Origin of the sequence: Bacillus sp. THAF10 (assembly GCF_009363695.1) — a bacterium.
GTDB lineage: Bacteria > Bacillota > Bacilli > Bacillales > Bacillaceae_I > Sutcliffiella_A.
Genome location: NZ_CP045403.1, coordinates 1,136,730 through 1,161,843 on the forward strand (window position 1 = coordinate 1,136,730; position 25,114 = coordinate 1,161,843).

28 protein-coding genes are annotated in these 25,114 nt (G+C 39.5%); 19 read left to right on the plus strand and 9 right to left on the minus strand.

Annotated elements, in window-relative coordinates; translation table 11 throughout:
* The first annotated feature begins 6 nt into the window (after positions 1 to 6).
* The 7 genes from FIU87_RS06050 (at position 7) to FIU87_RS06080 (ending at position 7,230) form a co-directional block, all read left to right on the plus strand.
* Positions 7 to 1,140: a DUF445 domain-containing protein gene (locus FIU87_RS06050; RefSeq protein ID WP_152443749.1), complete on the plus strand. Its 1,134-nt coding sequence runs from the start codon at positions 7 to 9 to the stop codon at positions 1,138 to 1,140.
* Between the two features lie 96 nt (positions 1,141 to 1,236).
* On the plus strand, positions 1,237 to 1,593 hold the full coding sequence (locus tag FIU87_RS06055; protein ID WP_152443750.1) for a YlbF/YmcA family competence regulator: 357 nt from the start codon (positions 1,237 to 1,239) through the stop codon (positions 1,591 to 1,593).
* Between the two features lie 157 nt (positions 1,594 to 1,750).
* Positions 1,751 to 2,611 (plus strand): Cof-type HAD-IIB family hydrolase, encoded by an 861-nt coding sequence (locus FIU87_RS06060; RefSeq protein ID WP_152443751.1) that lies wholly within the window; start codon positions 1,751 to 1,753, stop codon positions 2,609 to 2,611.
* Between the two features lie 145 nt (positions 2,612 to 2,756).
* Complete coding sequence (locus FIU87_RS06065) at positions 2,757 to 3,647, plus strand: nuclease-related domain-containing protein (RefSeq protein WP_216647553.1); 891 nt, start codon at positions 2,757 to 2,759, stop codon at positions 3,645 to 3,647.
* A gap of 773 nt (positions 3,648 to 4,420) precedes the next feature.
* Positions 4,421 to 5,941, plus strand: a complete 1,521-nt coding sequence (locus FIU87_RS06070; protein ID WP_152443753.1) for a coproporphyrinogen III oxidase — start codon at positions 4,421 to 4,423, stop codon at positions 5,939 to 5,941.
* A 126-nt stretch (positions 5,942 to 6,067) separates the two neighbouring features.
* Positions 6,068 to 6,463, plus strand: a complete 396-nt coding sequence (locus FIU87_RS06075) for a hotdog domain-containing protein (RefSeq protein ID WP_152443754.1) — start codon at positions 6,068 to 6,070, stop codon at positions 6,461 to 6,463.
* Positions 6,460 to 7,230 carry an enoyl-CoA hydratase gene (locus FIU87_RS06080; protein WP_152443755.1) on the plus strand — a complete coding sequence of 257 codons (771 nt, stop codon included), beginning with the start codon at positions 6,460 to 6,462 and terminating at the stop codon, positions 7,228 to 7,230. Before FIU87_RS06075 ends, FIU87_RS06080 begins: the two co-directional genes overlap by 4 nt.
* A 244-nt stretch (positions 7,231 to 7,474) precedes the next feature.
* Here the strand turns inward: FIU87_RS06080 and FIU87_RS06085 are convergent, their stop codons facing one another.
* Positions 7,475 to 7,660: a YhzD family protein gene (locus FIU87_RS06085; RefSeq protein WP_152443756.1), complete on the minus strand. Its 186-nt coding sequence runs from the start codon at positions 7,658 to 7,660 to the stop codon at positions 7,475 to 7,477.
* A 139-nt stretch (positions 7,661 to 7,799) separates the two neighbouring features.
* Here FIU87_RS06085 and FIU87_RS06090 point away from each other — a divergent pair, with 139 nt between their 5' ends.
* From FIU87_RS06090 to FIU87_RS06120, 7 genes are all read left to right on the plus strand, one after another.
* Entirely contained in the window at positions 7,800 to 8,702 is a 903-nt protein-coding gene (locus FIU87_RS06090) for an ABC transporter ATP-binding protein (RefSeq protein ID WP_152446434.1), read from the plus strand.
* A complete protein-coding gene (locus tag FIU87_RS06095) occupies positions 8,695 to 9,951 on the plus strand; it encodes an ABC transporter permease (protein ID WP_152443757.1) in 1,257 nt (418 codons plus the stop codon). The genes FIU87_RS06090 and FIU87_RS06095 overlap by 8 nt, the downstream gene beginning before the upstream one ends.
* A gap of 341 nt (positions 9,952 to 10,292) precedes the next feature.
* A complete protein-coding gene (locus FIU87_RS06100) occupies positions 10,293 to 11,528 on the plus strand; it encodes a metallophosphoesterase family protein (protein ID WP_152443758.1) in 1,236 nt (411 codons plus the stop codon).
* Between the two features lie 4 nt (positions 11,529 to 11,532).
* Positions 11,533 to 14,562 carry an ATP-binding protein gene (locus FIU87_RS06105; RefSeq protein WP_172970972.1) on the plus strand — a complete coding sequence of 1,010 codons (3,030 nt, stop codon included), beginning with the start codon at positions 11,533 to 11,535 and terminating at the stop codon, positions 14,560 to 14,562.
* A gap of 82 nt (positions 14,563 to 14,644) precedes the next feature.
* Entirely contained in the window at positions 14,645 to 15,880 is a 1,236-nt protein-coding gene (locus FIU87_RS06110; protein ID WP_152443760.1) for an MFS transporter, read from the plus strand.
* Positions 15,880 to 16,824 carry a 3'-5' exoribonuclease YhaM gene (gene yhaM, locus FIU87_RS06115; protein ID WP_152446435.1) on the plus strand — a complete coding sequence of 315 codons (945 nt, stop codon included), beginning with the start codon at positions 15,880 to 15,882 and terminating at the stop codon, positions 16,822 to 16,824. Before FIU87_RS06110 ends, yhaM begins: the two co-directional genes overlap by 1 nt.
* A 113-nt stretch (positions 16,825 to 16,937) precedes the next feature.
* Positions 16,938 to 17,114, plus strand: coding sequence for a sporulation YhaL family protein (locus FIU87_RS06120; protein ID WP_152443761.1), 177 nt, complete (start codon positions 16,938 to 16,940; stop codon positions 17,112 to 17,114).
* A gap of 42 nt (positions 17,115 to 17,156) precedes the next feature.
* Here FIU87_RS06120 and FIU87_RS06125 read toward each other — a convergent pair whose 3' ends face one another.
* Positions 17,157 to 18,038 (minus strand): peptidylprolyl isomerase, encoded by an 882-nt coding sequence (locus FIU87_RS06125; RefSeq protein WP_152443762.1) that lies wholly within the window; start codon positions 18,036 to 18,038, stop codon positions 17,157 to 17,159.
* A 305-nt stretch (positions 18,039 to 18,343) separates the two neighbouring features.
* On the opposite strand from FIU87_RS06125, the gene FIU87_RS06130 reads away from it, so the two are divergent.
* Entirely contained in the window at positions 18,344 to 18,427 is an 84-nt protein-coding gene (locus FIU87_RS06130) for a YjcZ family sporulation protein (protein WP_152446436.1), read from the plus strand.
* 34 nt (positions 18,428 to 18,461) lie between these two features.
* Positions 18,462 to 18,548, plus strand: coding sequence for a YjcZ family sporulation protein (locus tag FIU87_RS06135; RefSeq protein WP_152446437.1), 87 nt, complete (start codon positions 18,462 to 18,464; stop codon positions 18,546 to 18,548).
* Positions 18,549 to 18,662: 114 nt separating this feature from the next.
* On the opposite strand, the gene FIU87_RS06140 is transcribed toward FIU87_RS06135, so the two are convergent.
* On the minus strand, positions 18,663 to 18,848 hold the full coding sequence (locus tag FIU87_RS06140) for a hypothetical protein (RefSeq protein WP_152446438.1): 186 nt from the start codon (positions 18,846 to 18,848) through the stop codon (positions 18,663 to 18,665).
* 144 nt (positions 18,849 to 18,992) lie between these two features.
* Complete coding sequence (locus FIU87_RS06145; RefSeq protein WP_152443763.1) at positions 18,993 to 19,547, minus strand: DUF3267 domain-containing protein; 555 nt, start codon at positions 19,545 to 19,547, stop codon at positions 18,993 to 18,995.
* A gap of 179 nt (positions 19,548 to 19,726) precedes the next feature.
* On the opposite strand from FIU87_RS06145, the gene FIU87_RS06150 reads away from it, so the two are divergent.
* On the plus strand, positions 19,727 to 20,059 hold the full coding sequence (locus FIU87_RS06150) for a DUF1878 family protein (protein WP_152443764.1): 333 nt from the start codon (positions 19,727 to 19,729) through the stop codon (positions 20,057 to 20,059).
* On the opposite strand, the gene FIU87_RS06155 is transcribed toward FIU87_RS06150, so the two are convergent.
* A complete protein-coding gene (locus tag FIU87_RS06155) occupies positions 20,046 to 20,648 on the minus strand; it encodes an HTH-type transcriptional regulator Hpr (protein ID WP_152443765.1) in 603 nt (200 codons plus the stop codon). The genes FIU87_RS06150 and FIU87_RS06155 overlap by 14 nt on opposite strands.
* A 94-nt stretch (positions 20,649 to 20,742) precedes the next feature.
* On the minus strand, positions 20,743 to 21,108 hold the full coding sequence (locus tag FIU87_RS06160; RefSeq protein WP_152443766.1) for a YtxH domain-containing protein: 366 nt from the start codon (positions 21,106 to 21,108) through the stop codon (positions 20,743 to 20,745).
* 275 nt (positions 21,109 to 21,383) lie between these two features.
* Between FIU87_RS06160 and FIU87_RS21540 the strand changes: the two genes are divergently transcribed.
* The gene (locus tag FIU87_RS21540; protein WP_301538656.1) at positions 21,384 to 21,506 is read left to right on the plus strand and encodes a membrane protein YhzF; all 123 of its coding nucleotides are present in this window, start codon (positions 21,384 to 21,386) and stop codon (positions 21,504 to 21,506) included.
* A 45-nt stretch (positions 21,507 to 21,551) separates the two neighbouring features.
* Here FIU87_RS21540 and FIU87_RS06170 read toward each other — a convergent pair whose 3' ends face one another.
* A complete protein-coding gene (locus FIU87_RS06170; protein ID WP_152443768.1) occupies positions 21,552 to 22,079 on the minus strand; it encodes a tryptophan transporter in 528 nt (175 codons plus the stop codon).
* A gap of 126 nt (positions 22,080 to 22,205) precedes the next feature.
* Positions 22,206 to 23,285, minus strand: coding sequence for a 3-phosphoserine/phosphohydroxythreonine transaminase (serC, locus tag FIU87_RS06175; protein WP_152443769.1), 1,080 nt, complete (start codon positions 23,283 to 23,285; stop codon positions 22,206 to 22,208).
* A 101-nt stretch (positions 23,286 to 23,386) separates the two neighbouring features.
* Between serC and FIU87_RS06180 the strand changes: the two genes are divergently transcribed.
* Positions 23,387 to 24,259, plus strand: coding sequence for a hypothetical protein (locus FIU87_RS06180; RefSeq protein WP_152443770.1), 873 nt, complete (start codon positions 23,387 to 23,389; stop codon positions 24,257 to 24,259).
* A gap of 36 nt (positions 24,260 to 24,295) precedes the next feature.
* Here the strand turns inward: FIU87_RS06180 and FIU87_RS06185 are convergent, their stop codons facing one another.
* A complete protein-coding gene (locus tag FIU87_RS06185) occupies positions 24,296 to 24,718 on the minus strand; it encodes an HIT family protein (RefSeq protein ID WP_152446439.1) in 423 nt (140 codons plus the stop codon).
* Positions 24,719 to 25,114 lie beyond the last annotated feature (396 nt).

The following is a 25,114-nucleotide window of genomic DNA, read 5'->3' on the forward strand; positions in this document are numbered from 1 at the left end:
CGACATATGGATGTTGTATGGATCATTCTGTTAATGATCGTGATTGGAGCTCTAATTGGAGGCTTAACAAACTCGCTTGCCATAAGAATGCTCTTTCGGCCCTATAAAGCCGTCTATATTTTTGGAAAAAGATTGCCTTTTACACCAGGTCTGATCCCAAAAAGAAAATCAGAGCTAGCTGATCAACTCGGAAAGCTCGTAATGGAACACCTTTTAACAGCGGAAAGCATGAAACGAAGGCTTGTAAACAGCTCTTTTCAAGCAAAATCTGAAGAATGGTTAAAAGAAGAAATAGAAACCTATTTAGAAAAGGGGGAAAGCGTTCAGGAGCTACTTGCTAAATTTGGAGTGAAGCATGCGGATGAACTTTTAACTGAAAACCTACACAAGCTCATTGATTCTAAATACGATGCAGTAATGGCGGAGGTTCGTACAAAGTCCATACAGCAGGTGTTGCCTGCCCATTTACTGAACAAAGTCGATGTCACGATTCCCTCTGCTGTAGAATTATTATTGAAAAAAGCCATTCTACATTTCGAAAGCCCTGAAGGAAAAAGGCAACTAGCGAAAATGATCCATGATTTTATCGCAACAAGAGGGAAGCTCGGTAGCATTGTGCAAATGTTCATGGGTAACTATCCGCTTGAGGACAAGGTACAGCCTGAAATTATTAAATTTTTGAAGCATGATGGAACGAAAGACGTGCTCCTACAAGTGATGTATCGTGAGTGGCATAAGCTAAAAGACGTAAAGCTTTCCGATGTGGAGGACATCTTTGGCAAAGAGACCATTCTCACGTCTATTTATGGCGCTGTAGATCAGACGGTGGATGTACCTAACATGTTAACTAAATCTGTCAAAGAAGCTATAAGTCCAATCTATCCTTGGATAAAGGAAACAGTCATTCCTGCCACTTTTGATCTCGGCAGTCAGCTTTTACTAGATAAAATGGAAGAGCTCTTAATTCGTTTAAAGCTAGAGGAGGTTGTCAGAGATCAAGTGGAGTCCTTTTCTTTAAAGGAAGTCGAAGAAATGGTTCTCTCGGTCTCGCGCAGAGAATTAAAACTGATTACTTTTTTGGGAGCGCTACTTGGCGGTCTAATAGGGTTTTTGCAAGGTGTACTCGTCCTGTTTCTTTAGACCTATGACCTTTTGGTTTGTATGACTGGATACGGTTTGTTATACTGGTCACTAGCATGCCTGAAAGATGGGCAAAAAAGGAAGGAATGAAGTCAAATGGCAAACAATGTGTATGATGTAGCATACAATCTTGAAACAGCAGTGAAGGAAAGCGAGGAGTTCAAAAATCTCCAAGCATTATATAAAGAGGTATTCGCAGAAGAATCCACAAAAAGAATGTTCGAAAACTTCCGTAACATTCAATTAGAGCTTCAACAAAAACAAATGAGCGGACAAGAAATCTCACAAGAGGAAGTTGAAAAAGCACAACAAACAGTTGCTCTTGTTCAACAAAACGAAGCGATTGCTAAGCTGATGGAAGCAGAGCAACGCATGAGCATGATGGTAAGCGAACTAAACAAAATCATCATGAAGCCTCTTGAAGAGCTGTACAGCAACGTTGACGCACAATAATTTCTAGAACGCACTTCCTTTTTGGAAGTGCGTTTTTTTTTAGGCTTATAAGTTTGCGACCACTGCAATTTTTTATTGCCTCGTTCTAATTTCTTTTACCTCCTCATACTCATATCAATAAGAATACGTACAAACACCATAGATAAGGGGGTTTCCCATGATATACCGCCTGCTTGCCATCAATATTGACGGTACACTGCTAAAATCAAATGGAAAACTAACAAAGGAAACGAAACAAGCAATAGACTATGTGAAGAACAAAGGTGTCTATGTAACACTAGTTACAGGCCGCAACTTTGCTTTTGCCAAAAAGGTCGCCAAATCTTTAAAGCTGGATACATTTTTGGTAACCCATGGAGGAGCCTTTATTGCCTCCAAACTGGAGCAGCCACTTCTAGCCAAGCGAATTTCAGAGGACAAAACGTTCAACCTAGTTCAAGTCTTGGAAAATTACGATTGCACCGTACGCATTCTGCATGAGCGATACTCGATAGGAAACAGGCTTCGCGGCGCCAACAATCTGATGGCCAGAGCCGTTTTAGGCTCAAGTGACCCGCTAATCTACCCAATGCAATTTGTGGAATCCTTAGGCGATACGTTAATTGATAACCCCATTTCCCCGCCGAAAATCGAGGTCTATTTTAACGAACCAGAAGAAAGACAAAAGGTAATCTCTACCCTAAAGTCAGCTTTTAACGGCATCGAGATACTCGTTCACGCAGAAGGGAAAGTAGATATCCTTCCAGAGGGCGGCAATAAAATGGACGGTCTATTAGCGCTAGGAGATGTTTTGAAAATTCACCCCGAAGAGATGGTTGTCATTGGCGATACGTTGGAGGATATGCCAATTATTGAAGTAGCGGGTCTAGGTGTCGCTATGGGCAACGCTCCTAAAGAAGTAAAGCTCGCTGCCGACTGGATCACCCGCACCAACGACGAAAACGGCGTCGCTTACATGATCAAGGAACACTTCCGGAAACAACAACGTATTGCGTTTTTGAATAAAATGAAGGTTTAGGGTACTTGTTTGTTTTCGCAGGCTACACATGTAGCCTGTTTTTTTGTTGTATAATGTTGGAAGGGAGGAGGAGGTACGTGGATGTAAAATTTGAAAGGAAGTGATGGATGAAGTGTTTTTTAAAAAAAGAACGATAAATCCTGAATTGGAAATTTTTAATTCGTTGCATCAAAGAATGGACTTAACTGTGAAAGACAAACAGTATCTCGACAATCTTAGAAAAGGATATGAAGGCGAGATCAAGTTTGATTGTTTACTAGAAGAACATCTCCATAGTGATTGCCTCATTTTAAATGACCTCCTGCTCCGACACCACAACTCAGTCTTCCAAATAGACTCCTTGCTGCTATTCCAAGATTCCCTTTATCTCTTTGAAGTGAAGAACTTTGAAGGGGACTTCATTTATCGTGATGACCGCTTTTATTTGAAAAACAAAACTAAAACGGAAATAACCAGCCCCTTGGTTCAACTACAGCGATGTGAAACCCTGTTCCGCCAGCTGCTTCAAAAGCTAGGTTATCAAACGCCTGTCCACGCCTTTGTAGCCTTCGTTCATCCCGAATTCACCTTGTATCAAGCCCCTATCGATAAACCACTGCTTTTTCCTTCTCAGCTAAAACGAACTCTTGGACACTTGAATGTGAAAAAATCTGTGATATCTCCGAGCATGAAAGCCTTGGCTAGTCAGCTGGTTTCACTTCACATAACCGACTACCCGTTTGAAAATGTGCCTTCTTATGATTTTGCTGGGTTGAGGAAGGGGATTCGGTGTGGGGGGTGTGGCGATTTGAATACGGGAATATATGAGGGTAACAGAAATAGGATAGTATGTTATGAGTGTGGTTACAAGGGAAATTTATCAGAATCGGTGGTTAGAAATGTAAAAGAATTTAATTTGCTATTTCCGGAAAAGAGAGTAACAACAAACAATGTATCTATATGGTGCGGTGGGATAAGCACAAGGGTTGTTAGAAGAATACTTATTAAACATTTTGATAAAAAAGGGGAGAGGCACCACACTTATTATGAATGTTGAAACCTATCCTTGTGAGAGGAATCTAATTTAGGAAATAAGTAGAGTAACATCCCTAAAAATAGATTAGAAGTGGACAACGCAAAAAGAAGCTGTGCTTGAGAAAATAGGTCAAGCAGGCGTAGTGGACGACGCAAAAAGGAGCTGTGCTTGAGAAAATAGGTCGAGCAGGCGTGGTGGACGACGCAAAAAAGAGCTGTGCTTGAGAAAATAGGTCAAGCAGGCGTAGTGGACGACGCAAAAAGAAGCTGTGCTTGAGAAAATAGGTCAAGCAGGCGTAGTGGACGACGCAAAAAAGAGCTGTGCTGGAGAAAATAGGTCAAGCAGGCGTAGTGGACGACGCAAAAAGAAGCTGTGCTGGAGAAAATAGGTCAAGCAGGCGTAGTGGACGACGCAAAAAGGAGCTGAGTTTAAGAAAATAGGTCAAGCAGGCGTAGTGGACGACGCAAAAAGGAGCTGTGCTTGAGAAAATAGGTCGAGCAGGCGTGGTGGACGACGCAAAAAAGAGCAGAGTTTAAGAAAGTAGGTCAAGCAGGCGTAGTGGACGACGCAAAAAGGAGCAGAGTTTAAGAAAATAGGTCAAGCAGGCGTAGTGGACGACGCAAAAAAGAGCTGAGTTTAAGAAAATAGGTCAAGCAGGCGTAGTGGACGTAAAAAGGACTCACACCCACCCCTTGCCACCTCCCCCTCCCATCCGTTACACTAAGAACAGCAAAAAAACCTTGCACACACATCCACAACAACAACAACAACGTGCAAGCTGAAAGGTGATACGCTTGAAAATTGCAATCTTAGGATTAGATGATGATAGATTTCAACGCCCACTTGCACTCATTGGGGACTTATTTTTCGAAGAGACCGAGATCACGCTCGGACAAAACACTCATGCCGATCTCGAAATTACCTTCACCCACCAAATGCAAGTCACAAACGACAACACGCTCTTCCACGTGACGGGGCAACTCGAAGGACACACCAGCTCCCACACAAAAGAGCTAACAAATGAAGACAACATAAAAGAAAACTTCCGCCGCCAAAAACAAGCGATTAGTTATGTCTATTTAACACTGCTTCAACAGCACACGGGCATCATTCAAAAATGGGGAATTCTCACGGGGATACGGCCGACAAAGCTGCTACATTCCAAGCTCCAGCAAGGCACAACAATGGCACAAGCCCATCAAGAGCTAAGAGATAATTACCTCATTTCAGAAGAAAAAATTAACCTTATGCAACAAATTGTGGACAGGCAGCTTGAGGTCGTACCGGACCTTTACCACTTGCAAAACGAGGTTAGCATCTATATTGGCATTCCCTTTTGTCCAACAAAGTGTGCCTATTGCACTTTTCCGGCCTATGCCATTAATGGCAAGCAAGGCAAGGTGGATTCTTTCTTAGGAGGGCTTCATTATGAGATTGAAGCGATTGGGAAGTGGCTCCAAGAAAACAATGTGAAAATCACTACCGTTTACTATGGTGGGGGCACTCCAACAAGTATTACGGCTGAAGAAATGGATATGCTGTATGAGCGGATGTATGATGCTTTTCCTGATATGAAAACGGTAAGGGAAGTAACGGTGGAGGCGGGAAGACCGGATACTATCACAACGAAGAAATTAGAAGTCTTAAAAAAGTGGAATATAGACCGAATTAGTATTAACCCGCAGTCGTATACGCAGGAGACGTTAAAAGCGATTGGTCGTCATCATACGGTGGAAGAGACGATAGACAAATTCCACATGGCACGGGACATGGGAATGAATAATATTAATATGGATCTAATCATTGGGCTACCAAATGAAGGAACCACGGAATTTCAACACACGCTCGAAGAAACAGAAAAGCTGATGCCAGAATCGTTAACGGTGCACACGCTATCCTTTAAGCGTGCTTCTGAAATGACGCAAAACAAACAGCGTTATAAAGTGGCAGACCGGTATGAGATTGGGGAAATGATGGATATGGCAAATGAGTGGACAGCCTCCCACAACTATACGCCATATTATTTGTATCGTCAGAAAAACATTCTTGGGAATTTGGAGAATGTAGGGTACGCACTTCCGGGCCAGGATAGCATTTATAACATCATGATTATGGAAGAAAAGCAAACAATCATTGGACTTGGGTGTGGTGCAGCAAGCAAATTTATCCATCCGCAGACAGGGAAAATCATGCATTTTGCCAACCCGAAGGATCCAAAATCGTATAATGATGGATTTGAGCATTATACAAAGGAAAAGATTCGTATCCTTGATGATCTTTTTTTTGGGGCAGAACAGCAAGCAGTTAAAAGTTAACAAAACTGGACACCCGTTCTCAAATGGTGTCCAGTTTCTTTTTTTGAAAAATATGAGTGAATAATCATTCACAACTCGATGATTTGTATTATACTTAGGATACTACCATCAAAAGGGGGATCTTGCATGGCGATTCAAGCAGGTGGTGTTTTAACTTACAGCAGAACATTCACCGTTGAGGAAGTACTGCAATTTGGTGAGATAACTGGTGATCAAGGAACGCATCATGTGGAGAAGGATGAGCAGGGTCGGTTAATGGTTCATGGATTGTTAACAGCAAGTATTGGGACCAAAATAGGGGGAGACCTCAATTATATTGCTAGAAACATGAATTTGGATTTCCTAAGGCCTGTTTTTACGGGAGATACCATAACGTGTGAAGCAACCCTTAGTGATGTTGTACAAAAAGCTGGCTACAAAGAGGTAGCGGTTACCTCCATTTACAAAAATCAAATTGGTAAAGAAGTTCTAGTTGGCACAAGTTCCGGCATTATCAAAGATGGAGAGGAGCGGGAGATATGAGTACAGTTAACCTAATAAAAAGAGGTCAAATTGCCATTGTGGAGTTAAACAGGCCAGATGCATTAAATGCGATGAATGTGGAGATGTTACAAGAGCTTGAGCGAACTTTTGAAGAGTTAGCGCAGGATGACAGTAAAGTACTTATTTTAAAAGGAAATGGTAACGCATTCAGTGCTGGCGGGGACATTAAAATGATGCTTGAGGACAATGTTGGTGCGGAATTTGATGAAGTAATGGATACAATTGGGTCAATCATAACCAAGCTTTACATGATGCCGAAGATTACCTTGAGCGCGATACATGGTGCAGCTGCTGGACTTGGCTTAAGTCTTGCGCTTGCGAGTGATGTGGTCGTGGCACATCAAAGCGCAAAGCTTGCGATGAATTTCATCAAAATTGGCTTGATTCCTGACGGTGGCGGTCACTACTTTATGGAAAAAAGACTAGGGGAAGCGAAAGCAAAGCAGTTGATTTGGGAAGGGAAATCTCTTGCTGCAGAGGATGCTCATCATTTGGGTCTCATTGATGCGGTGGTAGGTGACAATCTAGAAGAGGAAGTCACACAACGGGCGGCTACCATTCTACAATCACCACTTGGAGCAATGCTTGAAACAAAAATGATTTATGCAAAAAGAGCATTACCGCAGCTGCAGCAAGTAATGGAGCTTGAAAAGAATGCACAAAGAAGAATGAGGCAGTCTAAGGATCATAAAGAAGGTATACGTGCGTTTTTGGAAAAAAGAAGACCGCAGTTTACAGGAGAATAATGAACAAAAAACGCTTAGAAGGCTACAGAATCTTCTAAGCGTTTTTTTATTTGTCCAGCTCCACGCGCATCGACTAGCAAACTTCGCTCGCCTCCTTTCGATAAGGCAACACGAAAAAGCTTCCGCTCTTCGTGTTTTCTTTATCTCATACGGCTCAGTGCCACGAAAAGTGAAGCGGCTCGTTTAGCCGCTGCAGCTAGACAAAGTTTATACGTCGCAAAACGGGCGCATTCCGCTTTTGTGTTTACCTGTGAAACAACACTAGCTTCCCGCTGGAGTTAGTGCAGCGGTGTGTGGTGTCTAAATAGTTTAATTCTTCAAGTTTTTTTTCGCCAATCTGTTTGGCTTCCTTTTCGGTTGATGCTTCGAATGATTCCTCTAATAATGTTTCCCCGTTTTTGCTGAATACTGTGAGTGTGTATTTTCCCATCCTTTTTTCCTCCCGATTAAAACTGAATAACAATTCATTAAGGTTATTTTACTAGAAGAAAATCTATTTGTAAAAGTTATATGAAACTATAAGTCTTTTTAATCGTATATAATGTGAAGTACATAGGAGGGGATCGATGATGGCACTAAAATTAAATGGTGTAACCAAAAGGTTTGGAAAGCATACTGCAGTTGATAACTTGACCTTGGAAATACCGGAGAGTGAGATGTTTGGGTTTTTAGGGGCAAATGGCGCAGGAAAGACAACAACATTTCGAATGATACTTGGGTTGTTGTCGGCATCAAGTGGAGATATTGCCTGGGCCGGTAAACCGATTACATATAAGGAAAGTCATTTGGTGGGATATTTACCAGAGGAGAGAGGTCTTTATCCGAAGCTGTCGGTGAAGGATCAAATGATTTATTTAGGTAGGCTGCGTGGAATGGAAAAAGCAGAGGTTTTGAAGCAGCTTGATTATTGGTTGGAACGTTTTCGTGTGCCAGAATATTTGAATAAGAAGGTAGAGGAGCTATCAAAGGGGAATCAGCAAAAGATTCAATTTATTGCTTCGACCATTCACAATCCGAAGCTGTTAATCTTAGATGAGCCGTTTAGTGGTTTGGATCCATTGAATGTGGAACTTTTGAAAGAGGCTGTGCTTGATTTGAAAAAGCAAGGAACGTCGATTGTATTTTCTAGTCATCGTATGGAGCATGTGGAAGAGTTGTGTGAGCACTTGTGCATTATGCATCATGGCAGTCCAGTAGTGCACGGCTCTCTAAAAGAAATTAAGCGTTCCTTTGGAAAGAAAAATGTCATTATTCATGCTGATTTTGATTTAAGCTATCTTGCAAATGTAGCAGGTGTGAGAAAGTCAAAACAAACAGCTGAAGGAATTGTTCTTCAAGTAGAGGATGAGGATGTATCACAAACCCTTCTACATGAAATTACCGGAAAAGGCTATATACGAAAATTCATTCTAGAAGAGCCTTCTCTTAATGATATTTTCATAGAAAAGGTAGGTGCTTCTTATCATGAATAAATTTCTTATTATTTTACTGCATACGTACATGAGTAAGCTGAAATCCAAATCATTTATCATATCGACCCTTGTCACGACGGTATTAATATTGGGATTATCCAATATTCAATCTATTATTGATATTTTTGATAAAGAAGAAGAAAAAGTGATTGGCTTGCTTGCGGAGGATCAGGAAATGGTTCAGAGGTTAGAGCAGCAGCAATCCTTGGTACCCAATAATCTTCTGCAGATAGAAAAAGTTCAAAGTGAGGCCGAAGCGGAAGAAAAAGTAACAAACGGCGAGTATGTTGGTTTTCTTATCGTGACAGCAGACAGTGAAGGGTTGCCATCAGGTACCTTCAAGGCAGCCTCTATTACTGATACAGAAACACTGATGCAGGTGGAATCGATGCTTCAGCAAGTCAAAAATGAAATGGCTACAAGTAAGCTTGGATTAACGCAGGAACAGATTGCCCAGCTTTACACACCAATCTCTTTTGATGTGATGCCACTGGAGGATTCTGCAAAGTCGGCAGAAGAGCTCGATCAGGCACGGGGCCTAGTGTATGTCTTATTGTTTGTAATCTATTTTTCGGTGATATTGTATGCAAGTATGATTGCAACTGAGGTAGCTGTCGAAAAGTCCTCAAGGGTAATGGAGATCCTCATTTCCTCAGCATCTCCTATCATGCATATGTTTGGGAAGATTTTAGGAATTGCCTTGCTGAGCTTAACACAATTAAGCTTTTGGATACTGATCGGTTATTTTTCCTTAAGCAGAAATTTAGATGGCATGGCAGAAGCAGGAGGTGTTTTTGAGTATTTCGGTGTAGGAGATTTACCTGTTTCCACCTTTGTATATGCGGTTGTATTTTTCTTGTTAGGGTATTTCTTATACGCAACCTTTGCTGCATTTTTAGGTTCACTGGTAAGTAGAATTGAAGAAATTCAACAAATCATTTTGCCAATGACACTCTTGATTGTGGCTGGCTTCATGATTTCGATGTTTGGACTGGGAGACCCAGAAAACTCCTTTATTCAAGTAACATCCTTTATTCCATTTTTTGCTCCAATGATCATGTTCTTGCGTGTTGGAATGCTAAATGTACCAATGTGGGAAATCGCAGTGGCCATTGGACTCCTAATCTCAACCATTATTCTCTTGGCATGGTTTGGTGCAAAAGTATATCGCGGTGGAGTATTAATGTATGGAAAGTCCTCTTCATTAAAAGATATCAAGAAAGCATTGCAGCTTACGAGAGAAAAATAACAAAAGAATGCGCTCGGTATCCGTTGATATCGGGTGCATTTTTTTGTTTATTATTATGATTAACTTTTAAATTTAGGATCAGCGTCCAGCTACATACGCCTGCGACTAGTAAATTTCCCTCGCCTCCTTACGATAAGGCAACACGAAAAAGCTTCCGCTCTTCGTGTTTTCTTTATCTCTACGGCTCAGTGCCACGAAAAATGAAGCGGCTCGTTCAGCCGCTACAACTAGACAAAGTTTGTACGTCGCAAAACGGGCGTATTTCGCTTTTGAACGAACGTGCATTCGTATTTGCACCATGATAAAATAGAAGAATAAAGAAATTGTAAGGAGGAACATGCATGGTGAAAATTCGTTTCCTTCATGCCGCAGATCTTCATTTGGATAGTCCCTTTAAGGGGCTGGAGCATCTGCCCGCTGAAATTTTTCAAAAAGTCCGTAAGAGTACCTTTCAATCATTAACAAGACTGGTTGATGTTGCAATTGATCAAAAAGTGGACTTTGTTTTGCTTGCTGGAGATCTTTTTGACATGGAACAGCGTAGTTTATTTGCACAGGCAAAGCTGAGAAATGAGTTTTTACGACTTCAAAAGCAGCATATTCCTGTCTATGTTATCCATGGAAATCACGATTTTATTGATCAACGCTCCCAAAGCTTTCATTATCCGGATAATGTTCATATTTTTGCAGACACAGTAGGCTGCCTGCCATTCATAAAAAATGGGGAGCACCTTGCCAATTTATATGGTTTTAGTTATAACAAAAGGCACTTTACAGAAAACATGAGTGTAAACTACATAAAGCAAGATCATCATGTACCTTTTCATATTGGATTATTGCATGGAAATCTTTCAGGAAGAGATGGGCATGATCCTTATGCTCCATTTACATTACCGGATTTGTTAGACAAAGATTTTCACTACTGGGCGCTTGGACATATACATAAACGGGAAGTGCTTCATCAGCACCCCCCCATTGTCTATCCAGGAAATATTCAAGGTCGCCATAAAAAGGAAACAGGTTTAAAAGGTGTGTACTTGGCTGAAATGCATGAAGGAAAAAAAACAGAGCTTCAATTTATTCCAACCTCCTCTATTAATTGGGAAAGTTTTCAACTCTCCATTGATGAGCATATGACGCTCGATGAACTTCTTGAGAGCATGAAGAACACGGTTGAAGGTGTTAGAGGGGAGAACAGGGGGGCGTTATTATCCTTTGAATTCATTGGAAATGGAGAGCTTCATCATGTTCTTCAGGACCCTCATCAGCTCGATGATTTGCTTGTACTGTTAAATGAAGGGGAAGAGCGAAAGGACAATTTTATCTTTGTTTACTCGATAAAGCTAAGCACGATGATTTCGTATTCAAAAGAGGAGCTTCGTGAAAAAACATTTTATCAAGATCTTTTTGCCATAACAGAACAAACAAATAGTTTGCAGGAGATTGTTCGTCCATTGTTTAAGCATGGAGAGGCGAGGAAATTTCTTGATACGTTTTCAGAGGAGGAAGAAAAAGAAATTATTGCGGAAGCGGAAAATTGGCTAGTAACAAAATTCCTTGAGCATGAAAAGGGGTGAAAATATGAAAATAAAAGGCATACACATTTACGGCTTCGGAAAGCTAGAGAACCTAATGATCGATGATTTGTCATCAGGCTTGCATGTTATTATGGGAGAAAACGAGGCAGGAAAATCTACGATAATGGCTTTTATTCATGCGATTTTATTTGGATTTCCTGCTAAAAATCAGCTAGATTCTAGATACGAACCGAAAAAGGGAGCTTCCTATGGAGGGAAGCTGATAGTCGAATCGAGAAATGGGCACTCGTACACTATCGAGAGAGTTGCAGGAAAACAAGCTGGGGATGTAACGGTGATAAATGATTTAGGTCATCCATGCTCATTGGATGAGCTGCTTGATGGCATCGACAAAAATATGTTTAAAGCTATTTTTTCCTTCAACATTATGGATGTCCAAAATGTAAAGCTGATAGATTCGGACGAGCTTGGCAGCTTCTTATTTTCTTCTGGCATTATTGGAAATGACAAGTTGCATAGGCTCTCTCAAGAGCTTACAAAAGAGCAGGAGGAGCTTTTTAAGCCCGGGGGAAGAAAGCCGGTAATGAATAAACTTCTTGCTGATTTGAAAGAGGAGCAGAGAATTGTTTGGCAGTGGGAAGAAAAATTAGCTTGCTATGAAAAGCTTCAAGTAGAGGCAAAGCAGCTTGAGAACAGGTTGTCTGAGACCAAAGAAAGGAAGCTTGAAGCAGAAAAAAGTGTAAAACTAATCGACACCTTGCTTTCCATCCAGCCAATTCATGATAAAAAGGAAAGAGTAAAAATAGAGCTAGAACGGATGGAGGGTTTCAATAATTTTCCTAGAGATCCTATCGCACGTCTGGAAAAATGGCAGACAGAGAAGAATTTTTACCTGACGAAATTTGAAAAGATAAAAAGTGATATGGTAGATTGTGAGCAAATGCTGAAAAATCTATCAGTAGATGACCTTCTTTTAGCAAAAGCGGGTCTAATGGAAGAGCTTGTTGCAGAGCGACCTCGCTATGATCAGATGAAAGAAAGATTGGCCGTACTAGAAACTGAAAGAGAAGGCTTGGAAAAACAAATAGCACTTATAAAGCAGGAGTTAAACTGGCAGCAGCTAGACTCAGATAGCATTCAGTCTTTTGATAGTAGTATTCCATCAAAAGCAGAAATGAAGGAATTGTATGCAAAAAATCAAGCGCTGAGCAATCAAAAGAAGCGATTAGATGATGAATTTAAAGTCTTGAAGGATGAACTAGAAAAACAAGAGGTGCGTGTAAATACCCTCGAAGAAGAATTATTGCCAACCGATGAGATTCAGAGAATGGAGAGTTTAGTATCGAAACAAAACCTTGATAGTGTCAGTCAAGATGTGAAACTAACCGATCAACTAATCTCTCAGCTTGAAAAACAGATGGAATACCAGGAACAAGAGAATGTATCTAAGCAGGGAAGAGCTAAGATTATTGCACTATCCGCAATAGTTATTGGAATAGCTTGCTCAAGCTATTTCTTCATTCAAAACAATATATTCATCGCAGTTGTGATGCTTGTTTTTGCGCTTGTTTTTACTGCTTTGAACATAAAACCTTCTACAGCAAACACGAGTTTGAAAAGGATGAAGGATGAATACCAAGATCTAAAAACGAAACGGGATAGATTAAAGGAAAAGCTATATGCTTCTGATGTGTCGGCAACAGTTGAGGAGTATAAAGCAAGGCTATCCAAACAAAAAAGCGTCATAGAGCTTCTGCAAAAAGAGAGGTTGCTTCTTACCCAGTGTGAGCGGGCATATAATAGAAACATTGAACAGTTTGAGGAATGGGAAAAGGAAAGCTTTCATATAGAGGAAAGATGGGAAAGATGGGCAAAAGTCAGGAGCTTGGAACATATTTCTCTTTCTTTTATTGAAGAAGCATTTGAAAAGGCGGTATTGTTAAGACAATCTATTTCCAACCTGGAAGCCTTAAAAAGTAAAATTAATCACCTTCAGCAAGCATGTCAAGAATTTCAAACGAAGGTATCCCAGCTAGTAGCGGGTGTGGATGAATTAGAGCATGGAATTACAATTGAAGACGCCTTACCTTTAATGCGTTCAAAATTGAACAAAGAAATGGAAAAAAGGCAACAAAGCCAGAAAATAAAACAAGAACTAGAAGCGCTAGAAAACGAAAGCAGGGAACTTTCTGTTCAATATAGTGGGGCAGACAAGCAAATACAGCTATTATTCGAGCAAGCACAGGTTGAGGATGAAGAGCAGTACCGATTAAAAAGTGAGCAATACGTAGTGAGCTTAGAACTTGAAAAGGAATATACGCTACTAAGCAGTCAACTTGAGCACCTGTTAAAGCTTTATCAGGTATCTTACACAGAGCATAAGCCACTAGAGGTTTGGAAAGCAGAGAAGGTAGAGCAAGAAAAGCTACTGAGAGACTTAAAACAGCAGGAACAGGAATTAATTGAAAACAGAACAGCTGTGAAGGAAACCATCCGTCAGTTAGAGGAAGAGGGAAGCTATTCTGATGCTGTTCAGCAGGTTGAATTGTCAAAAGGGAAGCTACAGCAGTATGCGAGAAAATGGGCAGTCTATGCAACAGCACAGCAAATGCTTTTGAGGACAATAGAATTTTACCGAGATGTGAAGCTTCCAAAGGTTTTAGAGCAAGCCACCAAGCATTTTCAGTATCTAACAGGGGGGAAGTATACCCGGATAATAGATAATGAGGAACATAGAAAGCTGTATGTTCAACATCAAGATGGAACAGTTTTTGCTCCCAAAGAATTGAGTCAAGCAACGATAGAACAGCTCTTTATTTCCATTCGACTTGCCGTGGCTTCGGTTTGGGGAGAGCAACAGTTTCCTTTTATTATAGATGATAGCTTTGTAAACTTTGATGAGCTTAGAACAGAACAGGCCATTTCCCTATTAGAAAAATTAGCAGATAATGGAGAGCAAATTATGTTTTTCACCTGTCATAGCCATATAAAAAATCTTTTTGCTATCAAGTCAAGTGCGATGATTCATACAATTGATGAAAGCGAAAAGGGGAAAGTTACATTATGGAGCTGAAGTGAACATTGTCTATTTTCAGTGGAGAATGCTATCCTTAGAAATGGACACATTGAAGAAAGAATGATGAGAGGTAACCTTAATGAATGGAAGTGTGATTGGACAGAAGAAAGTTCCGTTAATAATTCTTAGCATTAATCTTTTCATCGTTATGATTGGGATAGGTTTGGTCATTCCGATTTTACCTTTTTATATGGAAGCATTCGGTGCCGATGCAAAAACGTTAGGATTACTTGTAGCAGTCTTTTCCTTTATGCAATTTTTATTTGCGCCTTTGTGGGGAAGACTCTCTGATAAAATTGGAAGAAAACCATTAATCACCATTGGGCTTTTTGGTTTTGCTCTTGCTGAATTTATTTTTGCATATGCCAATGGTATCACGATGTTATTTATCTCGAGAATCCTTGCAGGTACATTTGGCTCTGCCCTCATGCCAACAGCAATGGCGTACGTTTCAGACGTTACTTCCTCAGAAAAAAGAGGACAAGGAATGGGAATGATGGGGGCAGCTATGGGGCTTGGTATTGTTGTGGGACCTGGGATTGGTGGATGGCTTGCAGAGTTTAGTTTGTCATTGCCCTTCTTAGTCGCAGGCATTGCAGCCACAATTGCTGGATTCATCTCCATAGCAGTCTTACCAGAGTCGTACCCGAAAGAGAAACGAGAGGAAGATGGGAAACTACTGGCAGGGCAGAAATTTGAAAATCAATTTGTGGTGATGTTTAAAGCAATAAAAAGTCCGATTGGTTTTTTGCTATTGCTTGTCTTTATTATGAGCTTTGGCCTAGCCAACTTTCAGTCCATTTTTAGCTATTATACAATGACCAGATTTGACTATAATCCTAGTGAAATAGGATTAATTATTTTGGTTGTAGGTCTAGTAGGAACCATTGTTCAGGGCGGAGTGGTAGGCAGGCTGACGAGAAAATTTGGTGAAGAACGTGTCGTAACAGGCGCTTTGTTGCTAAGTGCTATCGGTTTTGTATCGATGACCTTTGCCATTGGATTGACTACCGTTATGATAACAACCTGTATCTTTTTTACAGGCGTTTCTTTGTTAAGGCCTGCACTAAATGCTTTTATTTCAAAGCTTGCAGGTGCCAAGCAAGGTTTGGTGATGGGACTAAATAATTCATTTTTAAGCTTAGGGAATGTGGCAGGACCTATTTTAGCAGGACTATTGTTTGAAATAAACATTCATATTCCTTACCTATTTGGAGCAGCAATTATGCTGTTTGGTTTAATATTTACAAAACTTTGGCTCGCAAAAAAGCAAGGAAATCGAGTGTACGACAATTTGAATAGGGGGCAGGAATGATGAATAAAGGAATACTCCACTTTGAAGTGGGAGAGCAAGTGGATGTGCATTTACTTATTAAAACAGCAACAAAGGGGATTGCCAGCAATGGAAAACCTTTTTTAACGCTCATTTTCCAAGATAAGAGTGGAGAGATAGAAGCAAAGCTATGGGATGCCTCTCCTGATGATGAGGGTTTGTATACTCCTCAAAGCATTGTGAGAGTTTATGGGGATATTCATCATTATCGCGGACGAAATCAGCTGAAAATAAGAAAAATCAAGCCGAAAGAAGACCATGAGCAAGTGAGTATTTCAGATTTGCTTGAAACCGCTCCGATGGATCAGGTAAGCATGATGGATAAAATTACACAAGCAATTTTCGAAATGAAGAACCCTAACATACAAAGAATTACAAGGCATCTGTTAAAGAAGCATCAGCAGGATTTCTTAGAGTATCCTGCTGCAACAAAAAATCATCACGAGTTTGTATCTGGGCTTGCTTTTCATGTTGTCTCGATGCTGGATTTAGCCAAGGCGATTTCCACTTTGTATCCTTCTCTTGATAAAGACCTTCTGTATGCAGGCGTCATTCTTCATGATTTAGGGAAGGTAACCGAACTATCAGGTCCTCTATCAACTAGTTATACCGTAGAAGGAAATTTGATTGGACATATTTCGATTATGGTCAATGAAATTGGAAAAGCAGCAGAGGAACTTGGAATAGAGGGCGAAGAAGTAATGGTGCTTCAGCATATGGTGCTTAGCCATCATGGAAAGCTAGAATGGGGAAGTCCTAAGCTTCCACTCATCAAGGAAGCAGAAATTCTCCATTACATTGATAATATTGATGCCAAAATGAACATGCTAGATCGCGCACTAGAGCGCGTGAAACCAGGAGAATATACAGAAAGAATCTTTGCGATGGATAATCGTAATTTCTATAAACCTACATTTCACAAATAACATATAAATAGTACTAGCCCTTCTTACTCTATCATATGTATAAACTAGCATCACATGTGAAGGCTGTTTTCGCAAGCTTTGTGAGCCGATATGAAAGAGAGGAGGGGCTTTTTATGCCATGGTGGATGCTTTTAGTTGTGATAGGTATTTGTTTTAGTGCCTATATGACATTACGTTCGGCAAAAGAAGAAAAAGAGGTAGAGACCGCAATTATAGAAAAAGAAGGACAAGTCTATATGGACAGAATTCAGGAAGAGCGGGACAAAAAACAACAAATATTGCAGTCATAAAAAAAGAAGCGGGAATGTCATCCCGCTTCTTCTGTCGTATTGTTATTGATTTTCTTGTTCTGCTTCCTCTTTCTCTTCAAAGGTGTTCTTAAGGGAGGAATCTTTCACTTCGACATTGGCTTTATCAAGGATTTTCTTTACAGCTGCATCAACAGATTCTTGCTGTAATTTTGAATTCATCAATTCTTCTTCTACTTCTCCTCGAATGTCCTCAAGTGGTTCTTTTTCTTTTTTGTCTGTTACTTTAATAATATGGAAACCATGTGTGCTTTGAACAGGCTCACTGATTTCATTAACTTCAAGGCTATAAGCAGCTTCTTCGAATTCCGGAACCATCATTCCTGCGCCAAACCAGTCAAGATCTCCACCGTTTTGAGCAGAACCTGGGTCTGTTGAATACTCTTTCGCAAGCTCTGCGAAATCGGCACCTTCATCTAGCTTTTGCTTCACTTCTTTTGCAGTTGCTTCATCTTCCACAAGAATATGACTAGCTTTGATTTCAGGTTTCATTTGGTCGTAATACTCTTGAACTTCCTCGTCCGTAAGCTCTATGTCTTCTTTTGCCGCTTTTTCTTGGAGCATAGAGATTCGTAATGTTTGTGTCAGCTGTTCCTCATTTTTGAAGCCACTCTGCATGAGGGCCATTTCAAATTGAGGTCCTAACTGTTGCTTTAATTCCTCTACACGCTCCGAAACTTCCTCATCCGTTACTTCAAACTTTTCACTTAATACTTTTTCATAGACAAGCTCACGTAGCACTTCTTCCCCTAATCGGTCCTTCATTGCTTCATACAGTTCACCCTGTGTGATATTTCCTGCAGATGTTTCAACAATAACCTCAGAATTGTCACTCTTGTCATTGTTACAAGCAGAAAGAGCAAGGATAGAGGCAGCTGCAGTCGCAGCAATCATCCATTTTTTCATTCTAGTCAACTCCCATATGTAGTAAGGCATTCCAATTCATACTATAGCATAATTTTCTAAGATTATGAAATGTATTACTAATTCGTTTTTACATGAATATATCATTCATATGTAAAAACTGGGCGTTTACCTATACCAATTTTTTCATTAATACATATGATAATACGAATCATGAAATACACCAACACCAACCATGTTTCCCAGGATTTCATGTAAAAAACCTAAGAGGCAGGATAAATGCCTATGCCCCCTTAGAAAAAGTTGCATAAGATAACGTAACAACTCATAAAGGAGGTGTTACTAAGATGGGTAATGCGTATGCAGGTGGGTTCGCGTTAATCGTAGTATTGTTTATCTTGTTGGTAATCGTAGGTGCAGCTTGGTTGTAGTTAATACATTCCTAAATAAAAGGAGGAAACACACATGTCAGGAGGATATTCCGGCGGATTTGCGTTAATCGTAGTACTATTTATCTTGTTAGTAATCGTAGGTGCAGCTTGGTTATACTAAGCTAGCATAAATGGAGAATAGGCTCCTTGTCCTGTTGGACAAAAACCCTAATATGAAAAAACACCTTTCATTTAAAATGAAAGGTGTTTTCCTATTCGTGGCTTCAGGCTATAGCTATTTGGAGCTAAGTAATATATCTACATAAGAAGAAATTAATAGAATGGTAATGAGGACATTAATGGTTCGGAAAACTTTCGGCTGACGCTCCTCCGGAATTTCTTTCTGAACGCATAACGCATTCGTTAATTTATTTATGTAGAAGAGTATAACTACAGCAACTAGTACGAATAAAGATGCGATAGCCATAAAATCCCTCCTTTGGCGGTATTCCACCAATGTTTTCGGATGAAAGTTCTTATGTTTTCTACCTTACCAAACATTAAAGAAAAAAGATACTCTCATCCCAGAAAGTTTTCAAAAAATGGATAAAAAAAGCATCCTCTTTTAGGATGCTATCTCATTATCTTTTACTATTAAAATATCGTAGCCATGATCTAATTCCTCGATCTGGCATTTGCTTGGTGCACGTTGAATCAATTTTACATAAATAAAATCAGGAATGCATAATCCAATGTTCACTGCAGTTAGAATGGAGAAATAATGGTAATAGCTTGGAAAAATATGCGAAAGTAATACAAACGAAGTTGTTAGGATGGCAAAAGGCGCCATAAATACAACATACGATTGCAATTTAGTAAAAGGCTTTTTAGTTTTTATTTTCATATATGGCATAAACCACTTAAATTTCCATTGAAATGCTACTTGATTCAAGGTTGCAATTAGCGGTAGGGCATGACATAGCTTATGGAGGGTGAAAATTGCCGCAAGAGCTAAGATAAACCATCCAAAATTAGCAGAAGAAACAGTAATGTCATGGTAATACAAGCTAAAAGACAAATAGAATACTATAAACGAAAGTAGTGTGACAATGAACGAAATAAGGGTAATGCGGTGAAAGCCATACTGACGGGTTAGGTCAATGGATTTCCAGCAATTCATGGTTGTTTCACCTACCAGTTAGTCGAATCAAAATTACTAACCTACTGTAAGCTAATTTAGGGTAAAAATCAATAGTAGTTTAGAAATATTTTTCGCCATCCTCCTTATAAATATTGGTAAGCTGTTTCTTTTGTTGTAAAATAGGGAGTAGAATTTTTGAAAACGAGTGAGGATGAAGCATGTTAGAAGAAAGACTGGCCGCTTTGGAGTTTTATATGGAATTAGTAACCAAGCAACTTGATCAAGGGAAATTTCCATTAGACTACTTAATTATTCGCAGGAAACTGACAAGAGAGGATGTTCAATTTCTATTCCATACTTGTGAAGAGTTGAGCAAGGAGATGGAAAAACAAAAAGCGGAAGGATTTGTTACGTTCGCTCCGCTTCTTCAGAAATTTCAACAGGACTTGCATCCAAATTTGGATTGGATGGAGACGATTGATGCCCTAATTAAACAAGATAAATATGTTCCACTTATGTCGGCATTCTTAAAGCTTATTAAGAAGAAGTAACGCTTTCATTTTTTTCTGTAAGAAGCTCTTCTTCTTTTTTAGCAAGCTTTCCATCAATTTCTACGAAGTCCTCTTCAATATTGTTAAAGGATCTTTCGAAAATCTGCATAAAATCTTCCCCGTAAACGTTTCGAATTACACACATGATATCCAGTAATTCTGGGAATTTCCCATAAAGGTCATGCATAGGCAATGCACCGCTAAATACGGAGTTTTTACTAGGATCATAGCTTTCCATTAAATCAAGAAGAATTTTTTCCCCTTTTTCTGTCAGTTCGATATACGTGTTTCGTTTGTCATTCTCTTTTTTGGAAAAACGCAGCAATTCTCTTTCTTCTAGCTTTTTCGAGAAGTTGAATGCGGTCGAAACATGCATAACCCCAAATTTAGCAATTTCAGATATACTAGCCCCTTTTAAATGATAGGCAATCCACAAAATATGGTGTTCATTAATATTTAAGTCATAAGGCTTAATCCATTGTTGCCAGTCTTTCTCGATTGTCTTCCATAGGGCTTTACTAAGCTGTGCGACACGCTGGCTAAATAGCATCGCCTCTTTCAATGAATACTGTCCATTTTGGGTATTCACAAACTCACCTACTTTTTTCTAATATATTACTATCTATTATGACAATAAAATAAAAATTAATAAAGGTCAAAATTTACAAAAAATTAAAATTTTTTTATTTTGTTGTATTTTTCTCTATTGATTTCTCAAGCTTTTCTAACTCTTTCTCTAATGCTGCAATATTTTGCTGGATGGATTCCTGGTGTGGTTTAATGCTGTTTTTCCATAAATCCACAGAAATCTTTACTTCGTTTGTAAGATCTCCGACGGTTGCTTTTCCTTCTTCCATCGCTTCTGTAAGTTGATTTTTCACGTTTATTGCTTCTTGTTTCACCTCATCGAGTGCAAGTTGAATGTTTCGTTTAGTGTTTTTAACTTTTAAACGTGCTTCTGCACCAGATGCAGGGGTCGTTAGAAGGGTAGAAACTCCAGCTATTGCTCCACCAATAAGTACACCATAGATGAATGATTTCCCATTCATGCAAATCACCTCATATTAAAAATTATGTGAATATAGTTCAATACCCCAAGATTATTATATAATTCAACATTTACGAAAAAAATCCTCTTTTTAATGTTTCCATTCTTTGCATTTTTTATTGATAGGGTTTGCATACAACCATTACATAAGCTTGTATGTTCGTGCATAGTTATAGGGTAGGAAATGAAAATGGGAGGCGAGAAAAAGTGGCAGGCATAGCATTTATATTATTCATCCTTAGTAGCTTGCTTTTATTTGGAGGGGGTAATTATTTTTTGGCGTCCCAAAGAGCAGGAGCTTACCCACCAAAGAGAGTGTTACAGCAAAAAGCGATGGCAGTGGGAGGAGCAGGAGCAGTATTATTCTTATTAGCTATATTTGCGATTATGATTGTATAGAAATGAAAATGGGGAATTCCGTTAACTGGAATTCCCCATTACTTGTTATTCTGTAGCTGTAATTAGATTGGAACGCTTCGCGATAGAGGTAACGATCGGATATAAGAGTAGCATTAATCCAATATTTAAAGCAGCTGTAGGTAAAACGGTGGAAACCATTAGTACCGTAAAGGTTCCTCCGCCAGGTAAGCCCACAAGAGTAAGTGCTGCATATAAGAAGATTGCACCAGATAGTAGGGTGCCAATCGCAGTTAATACTCCTGCTTTTATTAATGGGCGATCAATTTTTTTAAGTGAAATCAGCATGATAAAGAACAAAAATGCTGCTATTGGTTTATCAATCATATTTGGAATTTGTCCACCTGGAAAGGTAGTAGTCATTGCAGAAATTAACCCAGTTACCACTCCTAGCAGCAATACATTTTTCTTTTCAGGAAAAAGTAAAATTCCTAAAAACATCATCGTTAATGCGACATCAGGTTTCATCCCAAGTACAAATCCTGGCACAATGGTGTGCAATACTGCACCAATGCCAACTAATAATGAAAGTGACACTAAAACTTTCGTATTCATTTCTCATCTCTCCTCAACTAATCTTTTAAAAGTTTAATCTCATTAGTACACTCATTGTCTAATGCAGATTAATAGTTACAAGTATATAATTTTATTGTTTTTTTGAAAAGGGAAAAGTGATAACTGCTAATATTTGGACTGATATTTTTTCATAAATTCGGCCAAGGCGTAGCAGGAGTCTAATGGAACAGCATTATAAATCGATGCTCGACAACCTCCCACAAGTCTGTGACCGTTTAACCCAACAAATCCATGTTCTTTCGCTTCTTGTAAGAAGTCAGTAATGAGCTCTTCGGATTGGAGTCTGAATGTGACATTCATGCTTGATCTTGACTCTGTTGATGATGTGCCAGAATAAAAGCCTTCACTGGAGTCAATCGTCTCATACAGTAAGCTTGCTTTTTCCCGATTATTTTTTTCAAGGGTAGCGAGTCCTCCGTTTTCTTTTACCCATTCTAAAACAAGTGAGAGCATGTAAATAGAAAAGGTGGGAGGGGTGTTATATAACGATTTATTTTTTGCATAGGTTTGATAGTTTAACATTGTTGGGATATCAGGAGGGCAATGTTCAAGCAAAGCCTTCTTAATAATCACCACCGTGACACCAGATGGACCGAGATTCTTTTGAGCACCTGCATAGAGGAGAGAGAAATCTTCTATCTCTATCTTTCTGCTTAACATATCACTCGACATATCTGCAATAAGTGGAATGTCAGCTGGCAGGCTTGGATACTTGCTCCACTGTGTTCCAAAGATGGTATTGTTACTTGTGAGATGAAGGTATGCTGGCTCATTTGACAGCTCTAACTCTTGTGGAATACGGCAATAATTATCATCCTTAGAAGAGGAAGCGATGTGGGTGTGGCCAATCTTCTTCGCTTCTTTTAAGGCTTTTTCAGACCATGACCCGGTTAAAGCATAGTTGGCAATTTTTCCTTCTGGTAGAAAATTGAGCGGTATAGCTGAAAATTGCAGGCTTGCTCCACCTTGCATAAACAAGACTTCGTATGTATCAGGAATGTTCATAAGTTCTTTAATAAGTTGAGATGCGTTATCTTGAACTCTTTCGTATTCCTTACTGCGATGACTTAGTTCCATCACTGACATTCCTGTTCCATCAAAATTCATAAACTCTTGTTGGGCTTTTTGCAATACTGCCTTTGGAAGTGCTGCAGGGCCAGCATTAAAATTATAGGTACTCTTCATCCCGTTAACCTCCTAAAGTGTCTGAAAATATTAATATATATCCTAACATGAATTGTGTTAGAATACATAAAAGATTTCGAAAAAAGACAGGAGATTTTTTTATGTATCGAGAGCATAAACCGATAAACCTTAGTCCATATGACCATCCTGATATTTATCCAGGGCCAAGACCAGCAAGCTCTTTTTTATTTTGGCAAGGAAGGGCGCATCGTCTAAACGTTCACAAGGACTTATCGTTAGCTGAGCAAGAAATTCACCTTTCTAAGGTAGATCATATTTTGGGAAGCCTTGCTTTTCACTCTCAGGAAAAGGTGAAAGTAGGAAAGTTCTTTGGTGAAAAGTCCTGGCAGGAAAAAGTACCAGTTATTGCCTATGGCTCGAATGTGTGCCTTGCGCAGCTTCAATATAAATTTCAGCTCCGTCCTGCAGAAGATGACGCATTCCTCTGTATTAAGGGCGAAATAGTGGATTCAGATATCGTGTATGCACCATTTCTCGCTCCTTATGGTTCATTACCGGCTGTGATAGCTCCTGTACAAGGAGCAAACTGTGAAGTATGGGTGACGTTCATAGACAAAAAGCAGTTGGAGTTAATCAATTCAACGGAAAAGGGCTATGAATTCAGGGAGCACGCAGGAAAGAAGGTGCATCTTGATACAGGAGAAGTATATGACAAAGTATATGCTTACTACTATCCAGAAGCATTGTTATGGCAGGGAGATCTCAGAAGGTTTGCAGATATCCCAGGATCAAGCAGGCTAAAATCTGTCTGGCAGTGTGACATGCTGAATGAATTAAAGCATGAAGTAGAGCATAAAGGAACAAGGGAGGAGTTTATTCATCTACTAAGGTGGGACCGAAGCTATCGGGATTTTGTGGAAGATTACCTACAAAGGAACTGCACCTTTAGATTTGAGCATCCTGACTGGCAGCCCTGTGAGCAGATTATTACCATTGGAGAAATGAGAAAATAGACGTGGAAAAGCCTTCTTCTCCACGTCTAGAATAGTTTATTTTATGCCTTCGGAAATTTGGGACGATAGGTTTTGCAGGTCTTCTGGTGTATAGTCACTTTGATTGGATTTCCAGACTGCTCCAAAGCCATCCCCTTTACCATAGCGTGGCAGAATATGCATATGGTAATGGAAGACTGACTGACCAGCAGCTTCTCCATTGTTATTTAAGAGGTTCAGGCCAATTGGGTTGAATTGCTCTTTAATTGAAGTTGCAATTTTAGGCACTACTTTAAATAGCTTTTCGGCGATTTCAGGGGTTAATTCATAAATGTTTTCTTTATGTACTTTTGGAATAACGAGGGTATGACCTTTTGTTACTTGGCTGATATCTAAAAAGGCAAGCACATCTTCGTCCTCGTAAACCTTGGCTGCTGGAATAGAACCATCGATAATTTTACAAAAAATGCAATCGCTCATCATCTTCACCTCAACTTTTATTTTCTCTATATTACCATGTTTGAGACAAGTATCATAATCTAATCCTAACATAACAAAACAAGCAAGAGCGTAGGCTCCTGCTTGCATAGAAGGGGATAGAGGCATCAAGCTTCCCTACCCTAATAAGGAGAAGCTTTTTACGAACAACATTTTTCATTCAAACAACTGTGTTTGATAAACACCTCATCTGATTCTAAAAATGCGTCTAATCGTCAGCTTTCCTGTTCAATACAATCATCCCCTTGTTACATTAGTTTCACAACTAGAGTAACGTGGAAGCGACATTAAAGTCTCTTTGATGAACACCTCATTTTCAAAATGATTCATCACAGGCAACAGCTAGTAAAAGTGTCTCCCGTAAGCACCTCATTTCAC

Excerpts from the sequence above, each read along its gene's own strand:
- serC (WP_152443769.1), bottom strand. The coding sequence starts at position 23,285 with ATGAAGAGTACCTATAATTTTAATGCTGGCCCTGCAGCACTTCCAAAG.
- yhaM (WP_152446435.1), top strand. The coding sequence starts at position 15,880 with ATGAATAAAGGAATACTCCACTTTGAAGTGGGAGAGCAAGTGGATGTG.
- FIU87_RS06160 (WP_152443766.1), bottom strand. The coding sequence starts at position 21,108 with ATGAATGGGAAATCATTCATCTATGGTGTACTTATTGGTGGAGCAATA.
- FIU87_RS06090 (WP_152446434.1), top strand. The coding sequence starts at position 7,800 with ATGGCACTAAAATTAAATGGTGTAACCAAAAGGTTTGGAAAGCATACT.
- FIU87_RS06075 (WP_152443754.1), top strand. The coding sequence starts at position 6,068 with ATGGCGATTCAAGCAGGTGGTGTTTTAACTTACAGCAGAACATTCACC.
- FIU87_RS06135 (WP_152446437.1), top strand. The coding sequence starts at position 18,462 with ATGTCAGGAGGATATTCCGGCGGATTTGCGTTAATCGTAGTACTATTT.
- FIU87_RS06055 (WP_152443750.1), top strand. The coding sequence starts at position 1,237 with ATGGCAAACAATGTGTATGATGTAGCATACAATCTTGAAACAGCAGTG.
- FIU87_RS06125 (WP_152443762.1), bottom strand. The coding sequence starts at position 18,038 with ATGAAAAAATGGATGATTGCTGCGACTGCAGCTGCCTCTATCCTTGCT.
- FIU87_RS06180 (WP_152443770.1), top strand. The coding sequence starts at position 23,387 with ATGTATCGAGAGCATAAACCGATAAACCTTAGTCCATATGACCATCCT.
- FIU87_RS06100 (WP_152443758.1), top strand. The coding sequence starts at position 10,293 with ATGGTGAAAATTCGTTTCCTTCATGCCGCAGATCTTCATTTGGATAGT.
- FIU87_RS06120 (WP_152443761.1), top strand. The coding sequence starts at position 16,938 with ATGCCATGGTGGATGCTTTTAGTTGTGATAGGTATTTGTTTTAGTGCC.
- FIU87_RS06150 (WP_152443764.1), top strand. The coding sequence starts at position 19,727 with ATGTTAGAAGAAAGACTGGCCGCTTTGGAGTTTTATATGGAATTAGTA.
- FIU87_RS06170 (WP_152443768.1), bottom strand. The coding sequence starts at position 22,079 with ATGAATACGAAAGTTTTAGTGTCACTTTCATTATTAGTTGGCATTGGT.
- FIU87_RS06080 (WP_152443755.1), top strand. The coding sequence starts at position 6,460 with ATGAGTACAGTTAACCTAATAAAAAGAGGTCAAATTGCCATTGTGGAG.
- FIU87_RS06050 (WP_152443749.1), top strand. The coding sequence starts at position 7 with ATGGATGTTGTATGGATCATTCTGTTAATGATCGTGATTGGAGCTCTA.
- FIU87_RS06145 (WP_152443763.1), bottom strand. The coding sequence starts at position 19,547 with ATGAATTGCTGGAAATCCATTGACCTAACCCGTCAGTATGGCTTTCAC.
- FIU87_RS06085 (WP_152443756.1), bottom strand. The coding sequence starts at position 7,660 with ATGGGAAAATACACACTCACAGTATTCAGCAAAAACGGGGAAACATTA.
- FIU87_RS06185 (WP_152446439.1), bottom strand. The coding sequence starts at position 24,718 with ATGAGCGATTGCATTTTTTGTAAAATTATCGATGGTTCTATTCCAGCA.
- FIU87_RS06110 (WP_152443760.1), top strand. The coding sequence starts at position 14,645 with ATGAATGGAAGTGTGATTGGACAGAAGAAAGTTCCGTTAATAATTCTT.
- FIU87_RS06095 (WP_152443757.1), top strand. The coding sequence starts at position 8,695 with ATGAATAAATTTCTTATTATTTTACTGCATACGTACATGAGTAAGCTG.
- FIU87_RS06130 (WP_152446436.1), top strand. The coding sequence starts at position 18,344 with ATGGGTAATGCGTATGCAGGTGGGTTCGCGTTAATCGTAGTATTGTTT.
- FIU87_RS06060 (WP_152443751.1), top strand. The coding sequence starts at position 1,751 with ATGATATACCGCCTGCTTGCCATCAATATTGACGGTACACTGCTAAAA.
- FIU87_RS06105 (WP_172970972.1), top strand. The coding sequence starts at position 11,533 with ATGAAAATAAAAGGCATACACATTTACGGCTTCGGAAAGCTAGAGAAC.